At 58.3% G+C, this 17,923-nt stretch carries 17 protein-coding genes and 3 pseudogenes; 14 read left to right on the top strand and 6 right to left on the bottom strand.

Features of this window, described 5'->3' with window-relative positions:
• The first annotated feature begins 24 nt into the window (after nt 1–24).
• From EFD55_RS18815 to EFD55_RS18795, 5 genes and pseudogenes are all read left to right on the top strand, one after another.
• A complete protein-coding gene (locus tag EFD55_RS18815) occupies nt 25–1,860 on the top strand; it encodes a HAMP domain-containing methyl-accepting chemotaxis protein (RefSeq protein ID WP_125846545.1) in 1,836 nt (611 codons plus the stop codon).
• Nucleotides 1,861–2,157: 297 nt separating this feature from the next.
• Entirely contained in the window at nt 2,158–3,045 is an 888-nt protein-coding gene (locus EFD55_RS18810) for a phosphotransferase enzyme family protein (protein WP_165504837.1), read from the top strand.
• A 127-nt stretch (nt 3,046–3,172) separates the two neighbouring features.
• A pseudogene (locus tag EFD55_RS33815) lies at nt 3,173–3,319 on the top strand (ANTAR domain-containing response regulator); the annotation flags it as partial.
• 165 nt (nt 3,320–3,484) lie between these two features.
• Nucleotides 3,485–3,730 (top strand): hypothetical protein, encoded by a 246-nt coding sequence (locus EFD55_RS18800; RefSeq protein WP_125846543.1) that lies wholly within the window; start codon nt 3,485–3,487, stop codon nt 3,728–3,730.
• Nucleotides 3,731–3,772: 42 nt separating this feature from the next.
• The gene (locus EFD55_RS18795; protein WP_125846542.1) at nt 3,773–4,036 is read left to right on the top strand and encodes a hypothetical protein; all 264 of its coding nucleotides are present in this window, start codon (nt 3,773–3,775) and stop codon (nt 4,034–4,036) included.
• 200 nt (nt 4,037–4,236) lie between these two features.
• On the opposite strand, the gene EFD55_RS18790 is transcribed toward EFD55_RS18795, so the two are convergent.
• Genes EFD55_RS18790 through EFD55_RS18780 form a run of 3 tightly spaced genes read right to left on the bottom strand, consistent with a single transcriptional unit; the run spans nt 4,237 to nt 5,074 of the window.
• Nucleotides 4,237–4,551, bottom strand: a complete 315-nt coding sequence (locus tag EFD55_RS18790; protein ID WP_125846541.1) for a hypothetical protein — start codon at nt 4,549–4,551, stop codon at nt 4,237–4,239.
• Nucleotides 4,552–4,610: 59 nt separating this feature from the next.
• A complete protein-coding gene (locus EFD55_RS18785; protein ID WP_125846540.1) occupies nt 4,611–4,865 on the bottom strand; it encodes a hypothetical protein in 255 nt (84 codons plus the stop codon).
• Nucleotides 4,862–5,074 carry a hypothetical protein gene (locus tag EFD55_RS18780; RefSeq protein WP_245438499.1) on the bottom strand — a complete coding sequence of 71 codons (213 nt, stop codon included), beginning with the start codon at nt 5,072–5,074 and terminating at the stop codon, nt 4,862–4,864. Before EFD55_RS18780 ends, EFD55_RS18785 begins: the two co-directional genes overlap by 4 nt.
• Before the next feature lie 610 nt (nt 5,075–5,684).
• Between EFD55_RS18780 and EFD55_RS18775 the strand changes: the two genes are divergently transcribed.
• From EFD55_RS18775 to EFD55_RS18755, 5 genes and pseudogenes are all read left to right on the top strand, one after another.
• Entirely contained in the window at nt 5,685–6,140 is a 456-nt protein-coding gene (locus tag EFD55_RS18775; RefSeq protein ID WP_125846538.1) for an NUDIX hydrolase, read from the top strand.
• Complete coding sequence (locus EFD55_RS18770; protein WP_125846537.1) at nt 6,137–7,159, top strand: extracellular catalytic domain type 1 short-chain-length polyhydroxyalkanoate depolymerase; 1,023 nt, start codon at nt 6,137–6,139, stop codon at nt 7,157–7,159. Before EFD55_RS18775 ends, EFD55_RS18770 begins: the two co-directional genes overlap by 4 nt.
• A 1,458-nt stretch (nt 7,160–8,617) precedes the next feature.
• A complete protein-coding gene (locus EFD55_RS18765; RefSeq protein ID WP_125846536.1) occupies nt 8,618–9,094 on the top strand; it encodes an Hsp20 family protein in 477 nt (158 codons plus the stop codon).
• Nucleotides 9,095–9,164: 70 nt separating this feature from the next.
• Complete coding sequence (locus tag EFD55_RS18760) at nt 9,165–9,464, top strand: DUF982 domain-containing protein (protein ID WP_125846535.1); 300 nt, start codon at nt 9,165–9,167, stop codon at nt 9,462–9,464.
• A gap of 161 nt (nt 9,465–9,625) precedes the next feature.
• Nucleotides 9,626–9,835 (top strand): annotated as a pseudogene (locus EFD55_RS18755) (DUF302 domain-containing protein); the annotation flags it as partial.
• A 74-nt stretch (nt 9,836–9,909) separates the two neighbouring features.
• On the opposite strand, the gene EFD55_RS33230 reads toward EFD55_RS18755, so the two are convergent.
• Together EFD55_RS33230 and EFD55_RS33225 are read right to left on the bottom strand one after the other, a co-directional pair.
• Nucleotides 9,910–10,605, bottom strand: a complete 696-nt coding sequence (locus EFD55_RS33230) for a VIT1/CCC1 transporter family protein (RefSeq protein ID WP_165504841.1) — start codon at nt 10,603–10,605, stop codon at nt 9,910–9,912.
• 42 nt (nt 10,606–10,647) lie between these two features.
• A pseudogene (locus EFD55_RS33225) lies at nt 10,648–10,965 on the bottom strand (OsmC family protein); the annotation flags it as partial.
• A 511-nt stretch (nt 10,966–11,476) separates the two neighbouring features.
• Between EFD55_RS33225 and EFD55_RS18745 the strand changes: the two are divergent.
• Entirely contained in the window at nt 11,477–12,529 is a 1,053-nt protein-coding gene (locus EFD55_RS18745; RefSeq protein WP_125846532.1) for a sensor histidine kinase, read from the top strand.
• 156 nt (nt 12,530–12,685) lie between these two features.
• Here the strand turns inward: EFD55_RS18745 and EFD55_RS18740 are convergent, their stop codons facing one another.
• A complete protein-coding gene (locus EFD55_RS18740; protein WP_125846531.1) occupies nt 12,686–13,168 on the bottom strand; it encodes a DUF2127 domain-containing protein in 483 nt (160 codons plus the stop codon).
• Nucleotides 13,169–13,421: 253 nt separating this feature from the next.
• On the opposite strand from EFD55_RS18740, the gene EFD55_RS18735 reads away from it, so the two are divergent.
• The 3 genes from EFD55_RS18735 to EFD55_RS18725 all read left to right on the top strand — a co-directional run bounded on the left by EFD55_RS18735 (nt 13,422) and on the right by EFD55_RS18725 (nt 17,886).
• On the top strand, nt 13,422–15,380 hold the full coding sequence (locus EFD55_RS18735) for an ABC transporter ATP-binding protein/permease (RefSeq protein ID WP_245438498.1): 1,959 nt from the start codon (nt 13,422–13,424) through the stop codon (nt 15,378–15,380).
• A 285-nt stretch (nt 15,381–15,665) separates the two neighbouring features.
• A complete protein-coding gene (locus EFD55_RS18730) occupies nt 15,666–16,355 on the top strand; it encodes a carbonic anhydrase (RefSeq protein ID WP_125846530.1) in 690 nt (229 codons plus the stop codon).
• 4 nt (nt 16,356–16,359) lie between these two features.
• Complete coding sequence (locus tag EFD55_RS18725) at nt 16,360–17,886, top strand: SulP family inorganic anion transporter (RefSeq protein WP_125846529.1); 1,527 nt, start codon at nt 16,360–16,362, stop codon at nt 17,884–17,886.
• The last annotated feature ends 37 nt before the right edge of the window (nt 17,887–17,923 follow it).

The raw sequence follows: 17,923 nt of genomic DNA, 5'->3' as shown, positions 1-17,923 counted from the left end.
CGGCCAAAGGAACTGGAGTGTCGTATGAAACGTCTCACTGTTAAGCAGACCCTGATAGCCGTTTTGTCTGTCATCTGTGCCTTCCTCATGGCGTTATCCTATAATTCTCTCAGCACAATTTCGGCGCTGAACGACAACACGCAGCAGATTGGTGGCTTTTGGATGAAGCGGATGGTGACAGCCAGAGATATCAAGGGAAACTTCTCGGATCTGAAGCTGGCCTACGCTCGGTACCTGTTGGAGGCGTCCCCAGAAAATCAAGCCGCAGGCGCGAAGCTGATCGGCGACACAAACACCGCGGTCGACCAAGCGATCGAAGAATATGTGAAAGGCGTGCGCACAGAGAAAGGCCGCGAGTTGATCGGTCAGGTCGATTCGGAACTAAAAAAATATAGCGAGCTTGCCAAGCAAATGGTCCAACTCCAGGACCGCGGGAAGGGCGCAGAGGCAGCCAGTTTCTTTCGCGAGAACATGGAGCCGCAATCCGATAAGGTAACCCACGAAATTGCAGATCTTGTGGCCTTTATTCTCGAACAGACGGAAACATATGTGACCGCAAGCGACGCCACAGCGAGCTTCGCGTTCACCACCACCGCAGTGATCGCTTTCCTCTCCATTCTGGTCACCTTCGCCGGGGCAATGTTTGCGGTTTTTGGCATCGCCAATCCGATCCGGCGCATTGCCGTTGCCATGAAGATCCTGTCCGACGGCGATCTGCAGAGCGAGATCCCCTACGCTGGTCGCGCCGACGAAATCGGGGCGATGGCAGCAGCAGTGGAGATTTTCCGACACAATGCCATGAACGTTCTTCGATTGGAGCAGGAGGCAGCGGTATCGCGGAGTCAGTCAGAGGCGGCCCGAGTTGCAGAACAGGAGCGCGCCGAGAGGGAAGCGCTGCAGTTGCGCTTTGCGACGGCGGCGCTGGGCGATGGACTGAGACGCCTGGCTGGCGGCGACGTCTCCTTCCAGCTGGCGGAGCCATTCGCTGCGGAGTACGAACAGTTGCGTGGGGATTTCAATGTGTCGCTCAAACAACTCGGAACCACCATTGGTGCTGTACTGCAGACCGTGCACAGCATCGACAACGGAACAGGCGAGATCGCCTCTGGTGCGCAGGATCTATCAAAGCGCACCGAGCAACAGGCCGCCTCACTGGAGGAGACTGCTGCAGCCCTTGATGAGATTACTGCCAATGTGACGACTGCCTCCAAGCGAACCGAGGAAGCGCGCCATGTCGCACGCGAGGCCAATGTCAGCGCAGAACGTTCTGCTTGCGTCGTGTCCGATGCCGAACAGGCGATGAGGCGGATAGAAGAAAGTTCCGAGCGCATATCACGCATCATCGGTGTCATCGACGACATTGCATTTCAAACTAACCTGCTCGCGCTGAATGCGGGCGTGGAGGCAGCACGAGCCGGAGAAGCCGGCAAAGGTTTTGCGGTTGTCGCTCAGGAGGTTCGCGAGCTTGCCCAGCGCGCAGCGACGGCGGCAAAAGAAATCAAGGGACTTATTGAAAAGTCCTCCACTGAAGTCGGCACCGGCGTGAAACTGGTTCTTGAGACCGCCCAGTCGCTAAACAAGATCAGCGAGCAGGTATCTCAGATCAATCAATTGATGGAAGCAATAGCGACATCTGCGCGCGAGCAGTCCACCGGACTTGCCGAGATCAACACAGCCGTCAATCTAATGGACCAGTCCACTCAGCAGAATGCCGCGATGGTCGAGCAATCCACGGCAGCGGCAGCGACATTGTCGTCTGAGGCGAGCCGACTGCGCGATCTGGTCAATCAGTTCACACTCGACCGCGATACCGGCCAGGTCGCTGAGCCTAGACGTAACGTCCGCACCATGGCTGCATGATTGACGCCAGGATACTGTCCTGACGTCACCCCGTAGGAGAACCAAACGCGGCCCGAAACTGCACCACGCCGGCGAAGCCGGTTGCCGCTGAGGAACTGATACATTTCTCGGGCAGCGGACGCCGACGCTGATCTTGCCGTTTGGGCCGCCAACTCACGTTTGATGAATGTGGCAATTTATCGAGCAGGCGCTATCCGGCAGGGCCGCATTGGGACATCTCGGACAAACAAAGTCCATATTTTTTCGTTTTATCAGTGCCTTATTGCACAGAAAAATCTACTTGGTGAAATCTCTAACATGACAGACTTTCAGGCTCATGTCGGAAGTTCGCTGGGGATGGAACCTTGCGACGTGCAGATGGTGACAGACGGAGTAAACAAGAACCTCCGCGCGAGAAGCACGAATGACGACGTCTTTATTAGATTCTCACCTGCTTCGCTACATAGCCCGTCCGATCTCGAGAGCGAAGCAAACACATTAAAGAAATTAATCTCGCTAGATGTGCCGTGCTGCGAAATCGTCGAGGTTGACGGCCGGCAGATCCTTGGACCAGTCACGGTCAACGAGATCGAGTTCAACGCATTGGTAATTCGGACGATCGTCGGTTCGCCACTCGCGCCGGTCCCAGCAGACGCGAAGGCCTTCGGCCGCTCGCTCGCCCAAGTACATCGAGCGTCCGTAGATTTACCCATTGTAACCAAACCAGCGACCGGGGAAGATCGGATTCACCCCACACTCCGTCCCATTTTTCGCGAGTTGGCCGAACAGGCCGATAGGCTCCGGGTCGATCCTGAGGTCAACGTTGGTATCTGCCATGGTGATGCTTGGCTTGGCAACGCCATCATGCGCGACGGCACAGCAGTTCTTTTTGACTTCGAGTTCACGAAAGTTGGGGCATTGGCCTATGACATTGCGACCTTTATCTGGGCGCTTCGTGCTGAACAGAGCAAAGAGAAGGAGCTCATCTTCAACAGCTTCGTCGAGGGCTATCGCGGGGAGAGCGACAGGGGATTCAGACAGGACGAGTTGAAAAGGAGCCTGCTGCAGAAGGAAATCAATAACATCGAGTTTCTATGTGAGAACGTCACGATGTCTCGAGAAGTAGGGCTTGCCACGGCGCGGCTTGCCCGGGAAACAATTGATTTTGTTCTGGGCAACGAGATTTCACGATTTAGCTGGCGTTGAGCGCAGGATTGCGAACGTAGATATTCGGGAGCCTGCATGTTCGGATACCCGATCCGGCCGGATCCGTCCCCGACGGCGTCGCGGTTCGAAGACGTTTGGCTCGAGGCTTGAGACGGCGGGACCAAGCATGATCGTTCAGGATCTGCGGCGCACACGCGTTCTGGTCGTCCATCCGCGCGACGAAAACGGGAACGTGCTGATTGGCCACCTCAAACGCCTTGGCTGCGAGGTCCGGGCGACATGGCCACTTCCGCCAGCCTTGCCTCTCGATGTAGCTCACAGCCGGTAAGTCCGTCTCCGTCTGCTGCGAGAGCGACCTGCATCGCAGCTGCCGGTTAAATGGGGAAGAAGGAGGCGAGGGAATCGCTCTGTTGCTCGGCCTTTCAGTGGAACTTAGTATGAGAAGCGAAGTTGGACAGGCATCAGCAAAGAGGCGCCAATGTCCGCGAATCCCCTGATCACCGAACCGGTCGAAGAGCTTGCTACCCGCCTTGAGGCGATGACTGACGACGAGTTGTTCTTGACCATGAGCGAGCTGGAAAAGGCGAGCAACGCTACCAAGAACGATGCGGCAGAGGAGGTTCTCTTCCGGATTGCTTTGACCGAGGAGGAGATCGAGCGGCGTTATCCTGGCCAAGTGCTCGCGCCCTATCGCGACTGGAGGCAAAGACAACCGCTGCTGTAACCGCTTCACCCAGCCCGTGCGAAAGAGGAAATGGAGGCTTCAATGAGCAGCTCTGAGACAACCACGGATCACCTGAAAATCCGCAAATGGGCGGAGGAAAGGGATGGCAGGCCGGCAGCGATCCGGACTCGCGGCAAAGGCGGCGTTCTGCGGATCGATTTCGGGGAGAAGGAAGAGGAGTTCGACGAGATCGACTGGGACGAATTCTTCAAGATCTTCGATGCAAACAAGCTTGCCTTTCTCTACCAGGAAAAGACCAAGGACGGAAAGACGAGCCGCTTTAACAAATTTGTCGAGCGTGACTGAGCGCTCGACCTCCGGCCGCTATCCTGATGACGGCGGCCGGCCGCTTTGGACGACCGTCGCCTATCTTGTGCCGGAGCGGGGAAGACGCTTGCCGGGTGACCGGCAACGGCTGCCCTTAGCGCCGACGAAGCCGACTTCGCCCGCCTGGCCGTTGAGCGGCTTTACGCATGCACCGATCAGCGCGCGGGCCCTGCCAGCTGCTAAAGGGTTTCGTCTCGCCAAATAGGCTTTTTAATATCTCGCATTCCGGCGAGGCGTCGGATCGGAAGTTTTCCGACATCCCACGATGACGGGTAATAGACCTTCACCTCCATGTATGCACTCTGATTGCATTCCTGGCAGACAAACCTCAGGCGGCTCAAGGCGGTATTCTTGTGGAGCTTAAGAATGTCATCCGGCAGGAAACGGCGCGTAATATTGCAAAGCCCGCACCGGACAACCAGTACATGCCCCACCTGCCGCGCCTCTTCCAGAGACCAGCGCGACAACTTCTTCGAGATGTTCATTTCAGGCATTGTCAGCTCGGGCGGCTCGATCGAAGGGGTGCGCGCTGCGTGATTGCCATTTCGTCGTCTCACTGCAGTAGCGGTTGATGCCTCTCGATCTCCTCTGCGCCGTCGTCATCGGGCACATAGGTGATCCACTTATCCAAAACCTTGTCGACCTTCTCCATGAGGCGGATCAGCTTCATGGACTTGCGGAATCCGCCTCGCTCATTGAGCGTGTCGAAGCCTTCGAGGCCGATGTACACGACGAATTCCTTCAACTGCGCGACGTCCTCTTTGGTAATTTCGAGCTCATCGTTTATCTCTGGCGAACAGGTCTTCATCGTTCCGGCCTTTCGTAAGTTGGCGTCCAGCCCCTGGTAAAGCCAACGCTGGAGGCTCCGGTCGTCAACGCGAGCTGACGGCGGAGATGCTGACAATCGAGCAGCAGCGTTGTAATCGCCGCGCGAGGATCCTCGTCGTGCCAGGCCAGCACGGCTTCCACCTCCCATTCGAGATCGGTATTCGGGGCTTGGGCTAATTGCGGGCGCACGTTCTCATTCTCCTTGCAGAGCTCAATTCGACCTGTTTTCAGATTGGCGGCCGCCTCGCCGATGTTCTTATTATGTTCTCATTTTTGGGCGAGTCAATGATCAATGTGGGTTCAATTGCTTTCTTAGGTGTTGCCGAGGAATTGGCGGAATGACAAAGCCGTCCCGTAAGCCTTCCAAGGATAGGGTGCGATTAATGCAGAGCGCGCGTTGCTTATCACCGTTGCATCGGCCTGGTCGTCGCTCGCGCTTTGGAACCGCTTGCCGTTGCCCGAGATCGCCAGTCCAGCCAGCCCCATTGTTTCGGGCCCTTTGGCGCCTGGGCCATCGTGCTATCTTTGGCAGAAGGCGCTTTCATACAGTCCTCGCGTTTGGGGCCGCGATCGTCCTTGTCCTCGCCTGGTGAAGCACGATCGAACCGCCGGCAAATGGCGCGTAGGTGGGAACATAGAAGCGCCCCCGGGCTTTACTGGGCTTGAGTTGAATCTGCGAGGATGTACTCCAGGTTTGAATTGGACGATATCAACGCGGCTCTCAGATCATGCGTGTCGATCGGCTGGACTCGCCGGTGTCGCCATTCTACTTTGCAAGGCTCGAAATGGGAGGACGCCCATGCTTCACGAGGCTGCCCAGAACGAATTTTCCAACGATGTCGTCAGTCTCGACGTCGCGCAGTCAGGTGCCATCTGTTACCGGCGGGATCGGAAGGGACGGTTGGAGGTCCTCCTCGTGAGCAGCCGCCGTAACGGCCGATGGGGTATCCCGAAAGGGCATATCGAGGGCAGCGAGCCGAGTAGCGCGGCCGCCCTAAGGGAGGCGTTCGAGGAGGCCGGCATCCTCGGCGTTGTCGGCAGTACGCCGTTTGGCAATTTTACCTATCGCAAGGATACCAGCACGAACCAATATAATGTCACGGTCCATCTCCTCAAGGTGTCGAAGGTCGCCAGCAGGTTTCCGGAGAAAGGTATCCGCAAGACGCAGTGGTTTCTGCTGAAGGATGCTCTCCGCGATGCCGCGCAGCCGGGTCTCCGGACACTTTTGTCGCGGCTTGAGACCGTGGACGTATGAAGTTTAGTTTCGGCAAATCGCTCTCAAAGGCTTTCAAAGCCCAGAAAAAAATCAGCAGGCTTGTTGAGAAGGCTTTCAAAGCGCCGCAACGTAAGCCGATCCGTGCAAGGCCAACATCCCCTCCAAAAACGGTTTTGGTCGAGACGGCGGGGTTCGGAAGCAATCCGGGCCGCCTGATCATGAAATCATTCGTACCGGCAACGCGGCTGCCGAAGAACCCCGCACTTGTCGTGTTGCTGCATGGCTGCCGTCAATCTCCTGACAGCCTGGATGTCGCCACCGGCTTTTCCGTGCTCGCGAAAGAGCGACGTTTTGTTCTCCTTTATCCTGAGCAGAGGAGAGCCAACAATGCGCAGGGATGCTTCAACTGGTTCCGGCCGAGCGCCGTCGCTCGAGACCGCGGCGAGGTGCTTTCAGTCAAGCAGATGATCGAGCACGCGTGCGAGCGATATCGCATAGACCGTTCGAGGATCTTTGTCGCGGGACTGTCCGCCGGTGGCGCAATGACGGGGGCGCTGGTCGCGAGCTATCCTCATCTTTTTGCCGGCGCCGCGATCATCGCGGGCATGCCATTCGGCTCTGCTCGGGATGCAATGTCCGCGATGGGCGCGATGAAGTTGGGAGCGACGCCGCCGCCCGGCGGGTGGGGAAAACCCGTCACCGAGCTCACCCCACAAGCCACGTCGTGGCCCGCGCTGACCGTTTGGCAGGGAATGGACGACAGGATTGTCAATCGCACCAACGCACTCGCATGTGTTGCTCAGTGGCTTGAAGTCCGTGGCATTGATGAGAGCCGCGGACGGCTCGAAGAAAAGCCCTGGGGCAGGTTGCAGTCGTGGAAGGTGGCAGGTGAGCTGAAGGTCGCGCTCTATTTGGTCCGCAACATTGGTCACGGCCTGCCGATTAAGAGGCGCACTACTTCCACGCGAAGAATCGAAGACCCTTTCGTGATTCCGGCGGAAATCTCGGCCCCGGCAGAACTGATGCGGTTGTGGGGCCTAGCGAAACTCCGAGCATAGCCTCGCACACAGCAGGTTTGGCCAAGGGCGACCGCGGTCATGCATTGATCGGATCATGAGCACCTCATCCAATGACACTGAGGCGAAGGAGGGGAGCCTGGGGCCAAGAGTCATCACCTTTCTCGGTCCCTATTAAGCGCCTGCCGAGTGGTCACGGGGAGCGAAATGTTTAGGGTGTGAAAAGGCTTACGGTCTGTCCCTTTGCGAGACAGGATGTCCTCTCGTGAAGGCTTCCGGGCGTTGACGCTCGTGATGGCGGTCCCGGGTACGCTTGAGGGTCGACAATCAGCCCGGCCTTGTAGCTGTCGAAGAGTGCCTGTTCCTCCAGCCAGCTGGGCGCCTTAAATTGCGGGCGATTTTTGGCTTGTGACCGAATATTGGTATGACCAGCGATCTATCCAGCGGTTGGTGCGGGACTGCACGGGAACCTTTCCGAATATCTATCGTTATGTCGACAAGGATCGCACAGCCGCCACTCTTGTGACGGGTCCGTACGTCAACCCTTCTTACCTGTGCGGTCCCTCCTTTCCATAAATTGCCCCGTTTCGGCGGGGCTCCTTTTTGATCCACTGCGCGCAAAGCGCGACGACCGGTTCGGATGCTGCGGGGTTCAGCAATGATGTCCGGCACGCTCTACCGCTTCGCAGACGCCCACCTTCTAGGGATCGATCAGCGCCATTTTCGAGGCGAACAGGACCTGAAGGAGCACGCCCGGCAACCTCGCAGCCATCGAGGGAGCCCAACTGGTAGCGCGCGGCTGCCGAGCTGACGACGACGCAGCAGTTCGACCTGGTAGCTTCGCCCGATCGAGAGCCCACGAAGATGGCTCATTCGCCGGCGATGAAGCGCCATTCTCCTGCTGTGTTGAGCTCAGAGGACGTGATGCGGCGTAAACTCGCTGATCAAACCGCACCGGCGTTGTTGACGAGATTGTCGATCGGCGGGTTCGAGCGGAGACGGTCACCTTTGTCGAGCTGGACGCTCGCCAAAATGACTTCGAGCCTCCGTTTTAATTTCTTCTGATCGCGTGAAATGCTCGGGGGTCTAGTTCCACCCGCGCTTTTCAGATCGCCGGTAATGGTCCTTAGTATTTTCGGGTTGTCGGCGCGATTGCCTGAAGCGAGTCGGGGTTGGGATTGATGAAGCCCGAGTTCGTCGTAATGCCGTCGTAGCGCATCCTCGTTGAGTTCGGGATCGCGCTGCGGATCAGGCGTCGCGCCTGTTCACTCGCCCTCGTTTGATCGCCGGCTTTGACTTCCGCGGTTGGTCCGGTGGCGGCAAGATTTGAATTCGATCGAGAGGTCGTCTCGACGCGCTAATTTTTCTCAGCCGCAGCTCTTGAATCCGAAATCCTCAAAAACCAAATCGATAGCCGCCAGCCGCTGAGATGGGGCTGGCCTTGCTGGAAGCGCCATCTTTAGGCGCTCCGTATCCATGTTGCTCAAGGAGGATATGGCTATGGCAACATCCTACGACTACGCACCGCTGTTCCGATCCAGCGTCGGTTTCGATCGGGTCTTCAATCTTCTCGAAAATGCTCAGCGCGCCCGCTCGATCAGCGACTGGCCGCCCTATGACATTGTCAAGACCGGCGATGACAGCTATCGGATTGTGATCGCGGTGGCAGGCTTCGCAGGGGACGATCTCGACATCACATTCCAGTCCAACCTTCTGACCGTGACCGGCAAGAAGCAGGAGGCGGCTGCCGAAGCCTACCTTTATCGCGGCATCGCCGGTCGGCCGTTCGAACATCGGTTCGAGCTCGCCGACCACGTCAGGGTGAACGGAGCGGATCTAAAGAACGGTCTCCTGTCCGTGGATCTCGTTCGTGAAATACCGGAGGAAATGAAGCCGCGGAAAATTGCCATCGAGTCTGCGCCGGCTCTTGGGCCATCGGCTGCTCCCGCGCAGATCGAAGCGCAGAAGGTCGCTTAAGCAGAGCCCCTCAACGAGGGCGTCGCGGCGGCGGCGCCCGACAACATCCCGGGTTAGGAAGGAGAGCGTGATGAAACCCGATATGTTCAAAGAGCCTGTTTCTATTCTGGTCGGCCTCGGCTTTCCGGCGGAGGTTCGCAGCGCGATGGACGCCTACCGCTATCTCGTCGAGTGGCCGGCGGCGCGCAGAGATAACACGCACTCAGTTGCGCTTAAGGCGTGTGGAGCCGCGCTGCGCGGTGAAATCGAAGCGGAGATCGCCCGCGGCCTATTTGCCGCCTTTGCTGAGAAGCACGATCTGTTGGCCCCGGAAGCTAACGCCATCGTCGCGTCTCGCCTGCGCCGCGACAGGGACCCGCACGTACGCTGAGGTCGATGATGGACAACATCTTGGAGCAGGCTGCCAGCACCGCCATGACGATCGGGCAACAGTTCTAGCGCCGCCAGGAATGCTGTTTCGACGGCCAATCGATGTGGAAGGGCGCCCGCACTTTCTGTCGACGGCAAGCGAACGATCCTCGCGGCCTGAGGCCGCAGATGGCATACGAAGCTATGAAGCAAGAACCGAAGGTCGGGGCCATGTTGCCGTGCAACGTGATCGTACGGGCCATCAATGCGGGCGACGTCATGGTGAGCGCGATCGATCCAGTCGCATCGATGCAGGCAATCGACAACGACATGCTGAAGAGTCTGGTCGGCAAGAATCGGTCGATGCTTGAGGATGTCGTCGCGGAGTTTTGAGAGCGGCCAGAATCCGAATTGCCGTGACAAGGAGGCCCCGCCGAGCTGATCGGTCTGGGCGGACCGACACCGCATTAAATTGCAGTCCCGACCAGCGCCCCAATACCTGCGGTCAGCGCCATCGCAAATGCGCCCCAGAAGGTGACGCGCGCGGTGGCTTTGAGAACGTGCGCACCGCCCGCCTTCGCGCCAATTGCTCCGAGCAGGGCGAGAAACAGCAACGATGCGACCGCCACAGCGTAGACCAGCATTGAAGCGGGCGAAAAGACGACCATGAGCAGGGGCATTGCGGCTCCGACCGCGAAGGTGGCAGCCGAGGTCGCTGCCGCCTCGATCGGTCGGGCAGCCAGGTGTTCGACGATGCCGAGTTCGTCGCGGGAATGCGCGTCAAGGGCGTCGTTGGCAGTCAACTGCACGGCAACCTGTCCTGCCAGCTCGCGGGTGAGACCCCGCTTGACGTAGTTCTGAGTCAGTTCCTCAAGCTCGGCTTCCGGCAACCTCTCCAGTTCCTTTCGCTCCCGCGCCAGGTCGGCCTGTTCGGTGTCTGCCTGCGAACTCACCGACACGTATTCCCCGGCTGCCATGGACATTGCGCCTGCGACGAGACCGGCGACACCAGCCACCAGGATTTGCTGGGTATCGGCAGATGCGGTGGCGACGCCCATGATCAGGCTTGCGGTTGACACGATGCCATCGTTCGCGCCCAGCACGGCTGCCCGTAGCCAGCCGATGCGCGAGACCAGATGGGTCTCCGTGTGCAGACGGCTCATGAATTTTCTCCTGATCGTGCCCTCGAGATGTGATGCCGCTGCGAAAGTGTTCGAGATTGTGCCATATTTGCGGACATACTTGTGCAGCAGTTCCAGCCGCTGATCGCTCTCGTCGGTATCGACAACGACTTCGTAGTCGACCGAGACTATCCGGGGAGGCGCATCGTGCCGCACTGCGTGAAGGCAGATGTCGACGTCATCAAGGTTGAAGTCCAGCTTGGGCGTAATTCGTTCGATGGCATTGATCGCGCAGGCCACGATGGGCGCCAACAGCAGTTCGTCGGGGTCGAAAGCATCTGGAAAGCCCGCAATCACCGTATGTATCCTGACCTCGGCCAACTTGGCGTTGGCCAGGCTCATGCCGGCATCAGTCCTGCGCGCCGCAATCCGGTGTTTCAGCATGCGGGCCTTCCCGTTCGATAAGGGTGACGCAAGGGCGATGACCCCAACCGACCACGCCATGCGGGGATCCGATTGACTCCGATCAAGAAACAGGACGATGTTGTACGACTGAAGCCAGCGCTTGCACGAAGCTCTGTGACGCGGACCCGATCCGGCAGAAAACCAAGTCGGAGCGTGGCGCGCATTGCTTAGGCAATGCGCGGTTCGCGCCAGGTTGTGGGTCGCGTTAAGCCACAATTGGGCGAGAGGCGTTCGTCCAGCCGCAAGGCGGCCATTCCGGCCACTTCCCGGCAGCGGGACGCGGTCACCGCCGGATGCCCTGCGACACCAAATGCGAAATCGGATGCATCGATAACGTCTCAAGCGTGCTACAGTGATATTGTCGAATTTGGCCAGTCCTGCTTGGCCGCTTTGCTGCCGAGTAATGACTTGCTCGGTGAGTCTTCGGTCCGTCCATGAGGGCCATTCCATGCTACAGACGCCTACAGTGCATTTCGAAGCGGCGAGCACTCTTGCAGTGGTGGTGTCATCTATCGAACCACTGCTTTTCCTGTCCGACGATCTGAAGGTCATTGCAGCGAGTGCATCGTTCTGCCGGGCCTTCGATATCGACCCAGCGTCAGTTTCCGGTAAGCGGCTCAGCGAACTTGGAGCTGGGGAATGGGCGATGCCCACGCTTGAGTCACTTCTCGGGGCGACGGCTTCGGGAAGTGCGAACATCGAGGCTTACGAGATAGACCTCAAGCGGCCAGGGCAGAAGACCCGGCAGTTGGTCCTTAATGCGCGAACGCTTGATGATGGTGACATGGACCACATTCGGCTGCTCCTCGCCATAGCAGACGTAACCGACGCCCGCGCCGAAGCCCGGATCAAAGATGACTTGATCCGCGATAGAGCCGTCCTGCTACAGGAGGTCCAGCACAGGGTGGCAAACAGCCTGCAGATCATTGCAAGCGTTCTAATGCAAAGCGCACGCCGGGTTCAGTCGGAGGAAGCGCGCGGGCATCTTCGCGACGCACATCACCGGGTCATGTCAATCGCAGCCCTGCAACAGCAACTCTCCACGTCACTTGAAGGCAAGGTTGAGCTACGGACCTACTTTACTCAGCTATCCCGAAGCCTTGGTGCGTCCATGATAGCTGACCCTGACCGGCTATCGATTAAGGTGAAGGTCGATGACAGCGTCGTGGATGGAAATGTTTCCGTTAGCCTGGGGCTGATCGTGACCGAGCTTGTGATTAATGCCCTGAAGCACGCCTTCCCCGACGAACGAAAAGGAATAATCGTGATCGACTATCGATCATCCGGCAACGACTGGACGCTCTCCATCGCCGACAACGGCATCGGCATGCCGATCGGTAACGATGCGCCCAATGCCGGCCTAGGCACAGGTATCGTGGAAGCGCTCGTGAAGAACCTGAACGGTGAAATTGAGTTGAGCGACGCGGGTCCGGGTGCCGTGGTTACGATCAGCCATCGGGAAGCCGCTAACCTCGAAAACGACCTGTCTTCAGCGGTGTAAGAACCAAATGCTACTTACGCAATTTACCTCGCCGCCCTACGGCTCAACCCTCATTGAATGGCAACCCGGTCGTCCTGGTCGTGGAGGACGGTCCGATGATACGAATGGGTGCCGTCGATCTGATGCTATCAGGTAGGTTACGAAGAACTTCTGCCATCATGCCGGCTTGTGTTGCCGCACGACCCTCCACTCATGCCAGATCAGTACCATGACAATCGCGTCGAAGGCGGTCAGGCCAAGCAGGCCGAACGAATGGGTGTAGGAATAGCGATACAGTTGGTAGACCATGAACGCGCCCAATGCGGCGAGCGAAGCCGGATACGACCAGAGCTTGCCTCTCAAAAGCCCGGTGACCAAGAGCAGCTTTATCAGGCCGTGGCTGAGGAGGTAGAAGGCGTAAAAATGCTCGCTGGCGACGGAAAAATGGTTCGCCATCTGCGACAGATGGCCGGCAACAAAATCGTTCGGGTCTTCGATCAATTCATCCTGTGTGACGGCATTGACCCAAGCGGCGATTGTGTCGGTGCTGACCGCATAAAGCAGCAGGCCGCCTATGCATTCGATCAGGGCATGCGCGCCCTTCAGCCAGACACCAATCTCGAAAATCTGATGGATACGGCGCTCATCAACAGGCTTCACAATGCACCTCGCGACCAACAATGCGACCAGACAATGGATGCAGCCCTCACGCGACCGCATCAATGAAGGCGAGGAGCCACCATTACGCCATGTTCTTAACCGTCAGCAAGGACGAACCCGAGACCATAGCAGCAGCGAATTCTCTCTTGGCGTCACCCGACCTGCCTTGTATAGAATTTTCCGCTTGTGAGCCCTCATCCTGCCGCAAGCACTGTGTGTGCAGACACCAGCTCATTAACAGCGGGAGGTTGCGTTGCGCTGGCTGAGCCGTCGTTCCGTAGAGCAACAACCGGCAACTCCGGTTTCCTCGATGCTTAGCTTCTCTGGCCTCATGGCTGCTTACTGGCTGTCGAAGAAATGGCTGGAGGCATGGGGGCTGACATCGGTGATCATTATACTTACAGCCTTGTCGGCCATGGCCAGTGTCTGGTTTGCAGAAGTATCGGGCCAGCTTGTCAGCGCGATCGCCCTTCTTCACCGTCCTGAACATCCTGCGACTCTAAGAACAATCCTTGGGAGTGCCGCAATACTTGCCGCGATCGTGCTCCTTCGGGATGTAGGCTTCATCTCCGTCCGTCATTATTTCTCAACCACGTTGCACCGCAAATGGCGCTCTTGGCTTGACCAGCGGTTCAACGATGCACTGCTCGACAGCAACCATACGCACTATCACCTCCAACATGGCGCAACCCATGCCATACCGCCCAAGATTTCGGTCCCCGACAATATTGATCAGCGTGTCCAGGAATCGGTCAAGGGCATGGCCGGCGGTGCCATCGGAGTCGCTATGGGTATTACCGGGGTGCTGCTGTCGCTTGCCTTTGTTGGCAGAAAGATCATCGAAACATCTGCCCCGATTAACGGGCTGCCGTTCTTCGGCGAATATGGTAGCGCCTTCCTGACGCTTGTTGCCGTCGTTGCCTACGTCCCGATTGCAACCTTCGTCGCCACGAAGCTGGGGGCGGTGTTACAAGTCCTGGACAATACAATGCAAAGGGCCGAGGGCAGTTACCGCGGGGAACTGAACACCCTTCTCCACAACAGCTTCTATATCGCCGCCGCCTCGGGCGAGATTGCGCAGAAAGGTATTCACAAACGTCGCTATCTCGACATCGATCGCACCTGGGCTCGGCTGAACAAGCTGGTTTCCGGATATATGGCATTCGAGCTCTTCTACAATTTTCTGGGCTCTCGGATTGTCGCCTACGCGCCGGGTCTGTTGCCCTATGTCGACAATGAGATCAGCCTGCAAACCTACGTTACGGGAGCCGAACTGGCGAACGCGCTGATAATCGCTTGTTCCTGGTTCATCCACGTTATGCCGGACATATCGACGCTCAAGGCGAATTTAGGTCGCCTAACCGAACTTGCGAGGGCGATCGAGGATGTGCAGCGGCCGCGCAAGTTCTATGCGCGAACCGGCGTTTGCGAACTGCGCTATAGCACGCAGGACTCAAAACTTGGCCTGACCCTCGATGGTCTGGAACTGATGCATGAGGGCGATGATGTGCCTTTTATCAGGACCGGTGAGCACCATTTCATGCCGGGTGAATGGACTTTGCTCGTCGGAGAGTCGGGCAGCGGCAAGTCATCGCTGTTCAAGGCCATAAATCGTCTCTGGCCGCATGGTCGCGGCGCGGCAATTCTGCCTGAGAGTGTGCGAAGCTTGTACGCCGCTCAGGATGTCAACCTCCCCCCGATATCCCTCAAAGAATTGATTTGCATGCCGGATCTCGTTGAAGCCCATTCGGATGTCGACCTCGCCGTCGCATTGACCAAGGCCGGCCTTGCCGAGTTTGTTGGCGACCTCGCCGAGGACGGGCGCAAAGGGCATAGCTGGGACCAGCTTCTGTCCGGGGGGCAAAAGCAGAAAATCATACTCGCGCGGATACTCCTGCTCCAGCCGGGGTTGCTGTTTCTGGATGAGTCGACGAGCGCCCTCGACCCCGACGCCACGGTTGCCTTCCACCAAGCGATCAAGGATGCCTGTCCGAGCACGACGGTGATCAGCATCATGCACGATGCCATACCTCCTAGATCCTCCATCGGGAAGGGCTTCTACGACAGCGTGTTGATCATCGCAAACGGTACCACCAGAAAGGAGCCGTTGGCAGACACGAAAGGTGGCCCCGTGGGTCCGGCGCGGGTAATACCGGCGGCCAAGGCAGAACAGCGCGAAGACGTGCGGCAGCGGTCCAGCGGCCAGGAATAGCTCCACTCTTATCGGGGACCCCACCGCATTGGATCTCACCGAGAGACACTTTCACCGAAACGAATTTGAGATTTCAACGTCCATCGCGCTAAGCGGGCGTCGACTAAAATCATTTCACAATCCACTCACAAGATTTTCATAAATTAGATTACACTCATTCCGTATCGGCTATTTTTTTCCCGGCAACTTCACCTATCTCGCACTTGCGAAATGATCGCGCATTCCAACCCGCCGGGCATGGGTACGCCCCCTGCCTGCCGTCCGGCCCATCACAAGGACTCGACAATGGGTGATTTGCTTAAAGGGATCTCCAGCTTTCGCGGTGCCGTCTTTCCAGACCATCAGGCGCTTTATCGCAAGCTGGCGGAGGAGGGACAACAGCCGCAAGCGCTGATGATTTCCTGCGCCGACAGCAGGGTGATGCCCGAAACGATCACGCAGTCCGGCCCCGGCGAACTCTTCGTCTGCCGGAATGCCGGAAATATCGTTCCTCCCTTTTCCACAGCAAATGGCGGTGTATCATCGGCGATAGAATATGCGGTCGTAGCACTCGGCGTTCGTGATATCATCGTGTGCGGGCATTCCGATTGCGGTGCGATGAAAGGGCTTTGCCATCCCGATCTTCTGAAGCCGATGCCGAATGTCGCTGCCTGGCTGAAGCATAGTCATGCTGCCCATTCGATTGTTTGCGAAGCCTATCCCGTCGACCTGTCCGAGCGTCAAAGGGTTCGCGCCATCGCGATGGAAAACGTCGTCGTCCAGCTCGATCACTTGCGCACGCATCCTTCCGTCGCCGCCAAGCTGGCGACCAACGACATTACCCTGCACGGCTGGTTCTTCGATATCGAGACGGGGGAGGTGCTCGTCTATGACGGTGCAGCTGCTCGCTTCACGGAGATCCTTGAGGACGGGCCCTTGCCTGTCGCGGTTAAGGGTCGTGGTCGTCCGCATGTGATTCCGCAAGCCGCGGAGTAGGCCGTTGATTTCCAGCTCTGTTCTTTCGCGCGACCTCGCGTCGTCGCTCGTCGTGTTCCTCGTTGCCATACCGCTTTGCCTCGGGATTGCGGTGGCGTCAGGAGTTCCTGTGGCCATGGGCCTCATATCCGGCATTGTCGGCGGCCTCGTTGTCGGCCTTTTGGCCGGATCCCCACTTCAGGTGTCGGGGCCGGCGGCGGGTTTAGCCGTGATCGTCTTCGGCTTCGTCGAGCAATATGGCGCTGCCATGCTCGGGCCGGTTCTCATCGTGGCGGGATTGCTGCAGGTCCTTGCGGGATTCCTGCGGATCGGCTCGTGGTTTCGGGCAATTTCGCCTGCAGTCGTTCACGGCATGCTCGCCGGGATCGGGATCCTCATCATCCTTGGCCAGATCCATGTGCTGATGGGGGCAAGACCTGCTGCCGGAGGCATTGAGAACGTCACTGCCATGGAGCAGACCTTCGCTCGCGTATGGGGCGCAGGGCTGACGCGTGAAGCGGTCGCCCTCCTCGTGGGGTTGATTTCCTTGCTTGCCATGATCGCCTGGGAAAAGTTCAGGCCGAAGTCCCTGATGCTGGTGCCTGGTGCCCTGGTGGGGGTCGCGGCCGGTACGATATTGACCGTCGGGATGCAGCTGCCGATCGCAAGAGTGGAGGTGCCGTCCTCTCTCATCGAAAGCATTACCCTGCCGACGCTCGATGGCTTCGCCAGGATGATAGAGCCCGGTATCATCGTGACGACGCTTGTCATCGCGGTGATCGCCAGCGCGGAAACGCTGCTGTCATCCGCCGCCGTTGATCGCATGCACGATGGCGTGCGGACCCGCTTCAACAAGGAGTTGTTCGCCCAGGGCATCGGCAACGGACTTTGCGGTCTGCTTGGTGCCCTGCCGATTACCGGTGTCATCGTCAGATCGTCCGCCAACATTCAGGCCGGCGCACGGACGCGGGCCTCGGCCGTGCTGCACGGCGTTTGGATCCTTGGGCTCGTGGCATTACTGCCGCAGCTGCTCGCGATGGTACCGCTGACCGCACTTGCCGCGGTGCTGCTTGTGACAGGATGGCGGCTGATCAGTCTCCATCACGTCCGGCACCTCTTCGATCATCACGGCTGGGTTCCCGTGGGAATCTGGACCGCGACGGTGGCGATGGTGGTGCTTCAGGACCTGCTCGTCGGCGTGGCGCTCGGCCTTGCGTTGTCCATACTGGAAATCCTTCCGCACCTACGTCGCAAACTTGCCATCGACAGGTTGGAGGATGAGGAATCCATCCACCTCGACCTCGTCGGCGTGGCGACTTGCAAGGACGTTCCCGTCCTGCTCAACATGCTGGAAACGCTTCCCGAGGGTCGTAAGATCACGATCGCGGGTACCCGCCTGCATTATCTTGATCATACCAGCGCCGAGACCCTGCGCGACTGGTTGAAGCGCCAGAAGAAATCAGGGCGCCTCGTCGAAATCGAGCATCCGCCGGTCGGACGCCATCGGCGGCTGAAACCGATCTTTGAACGGCTGTCAGAGGAAGTTGCCTGATCGGCGGAGAACGAACCAGCTACCAAGCGACAATGTG

It is taken from the genome of Rhizobium pisi (assembly GCF_003938655.1).
Lineage (GTDB): Bacteria > Pseudomonadota > Alphaproteobacteria > Rhizobiales > Rhizobiaceae > Rhizobium > Rhizobium pisi.
Note: the sequence above shows the minus strand (reverse complement) of the source record. Positions and strands in the feature narration are given on the sequence as shown.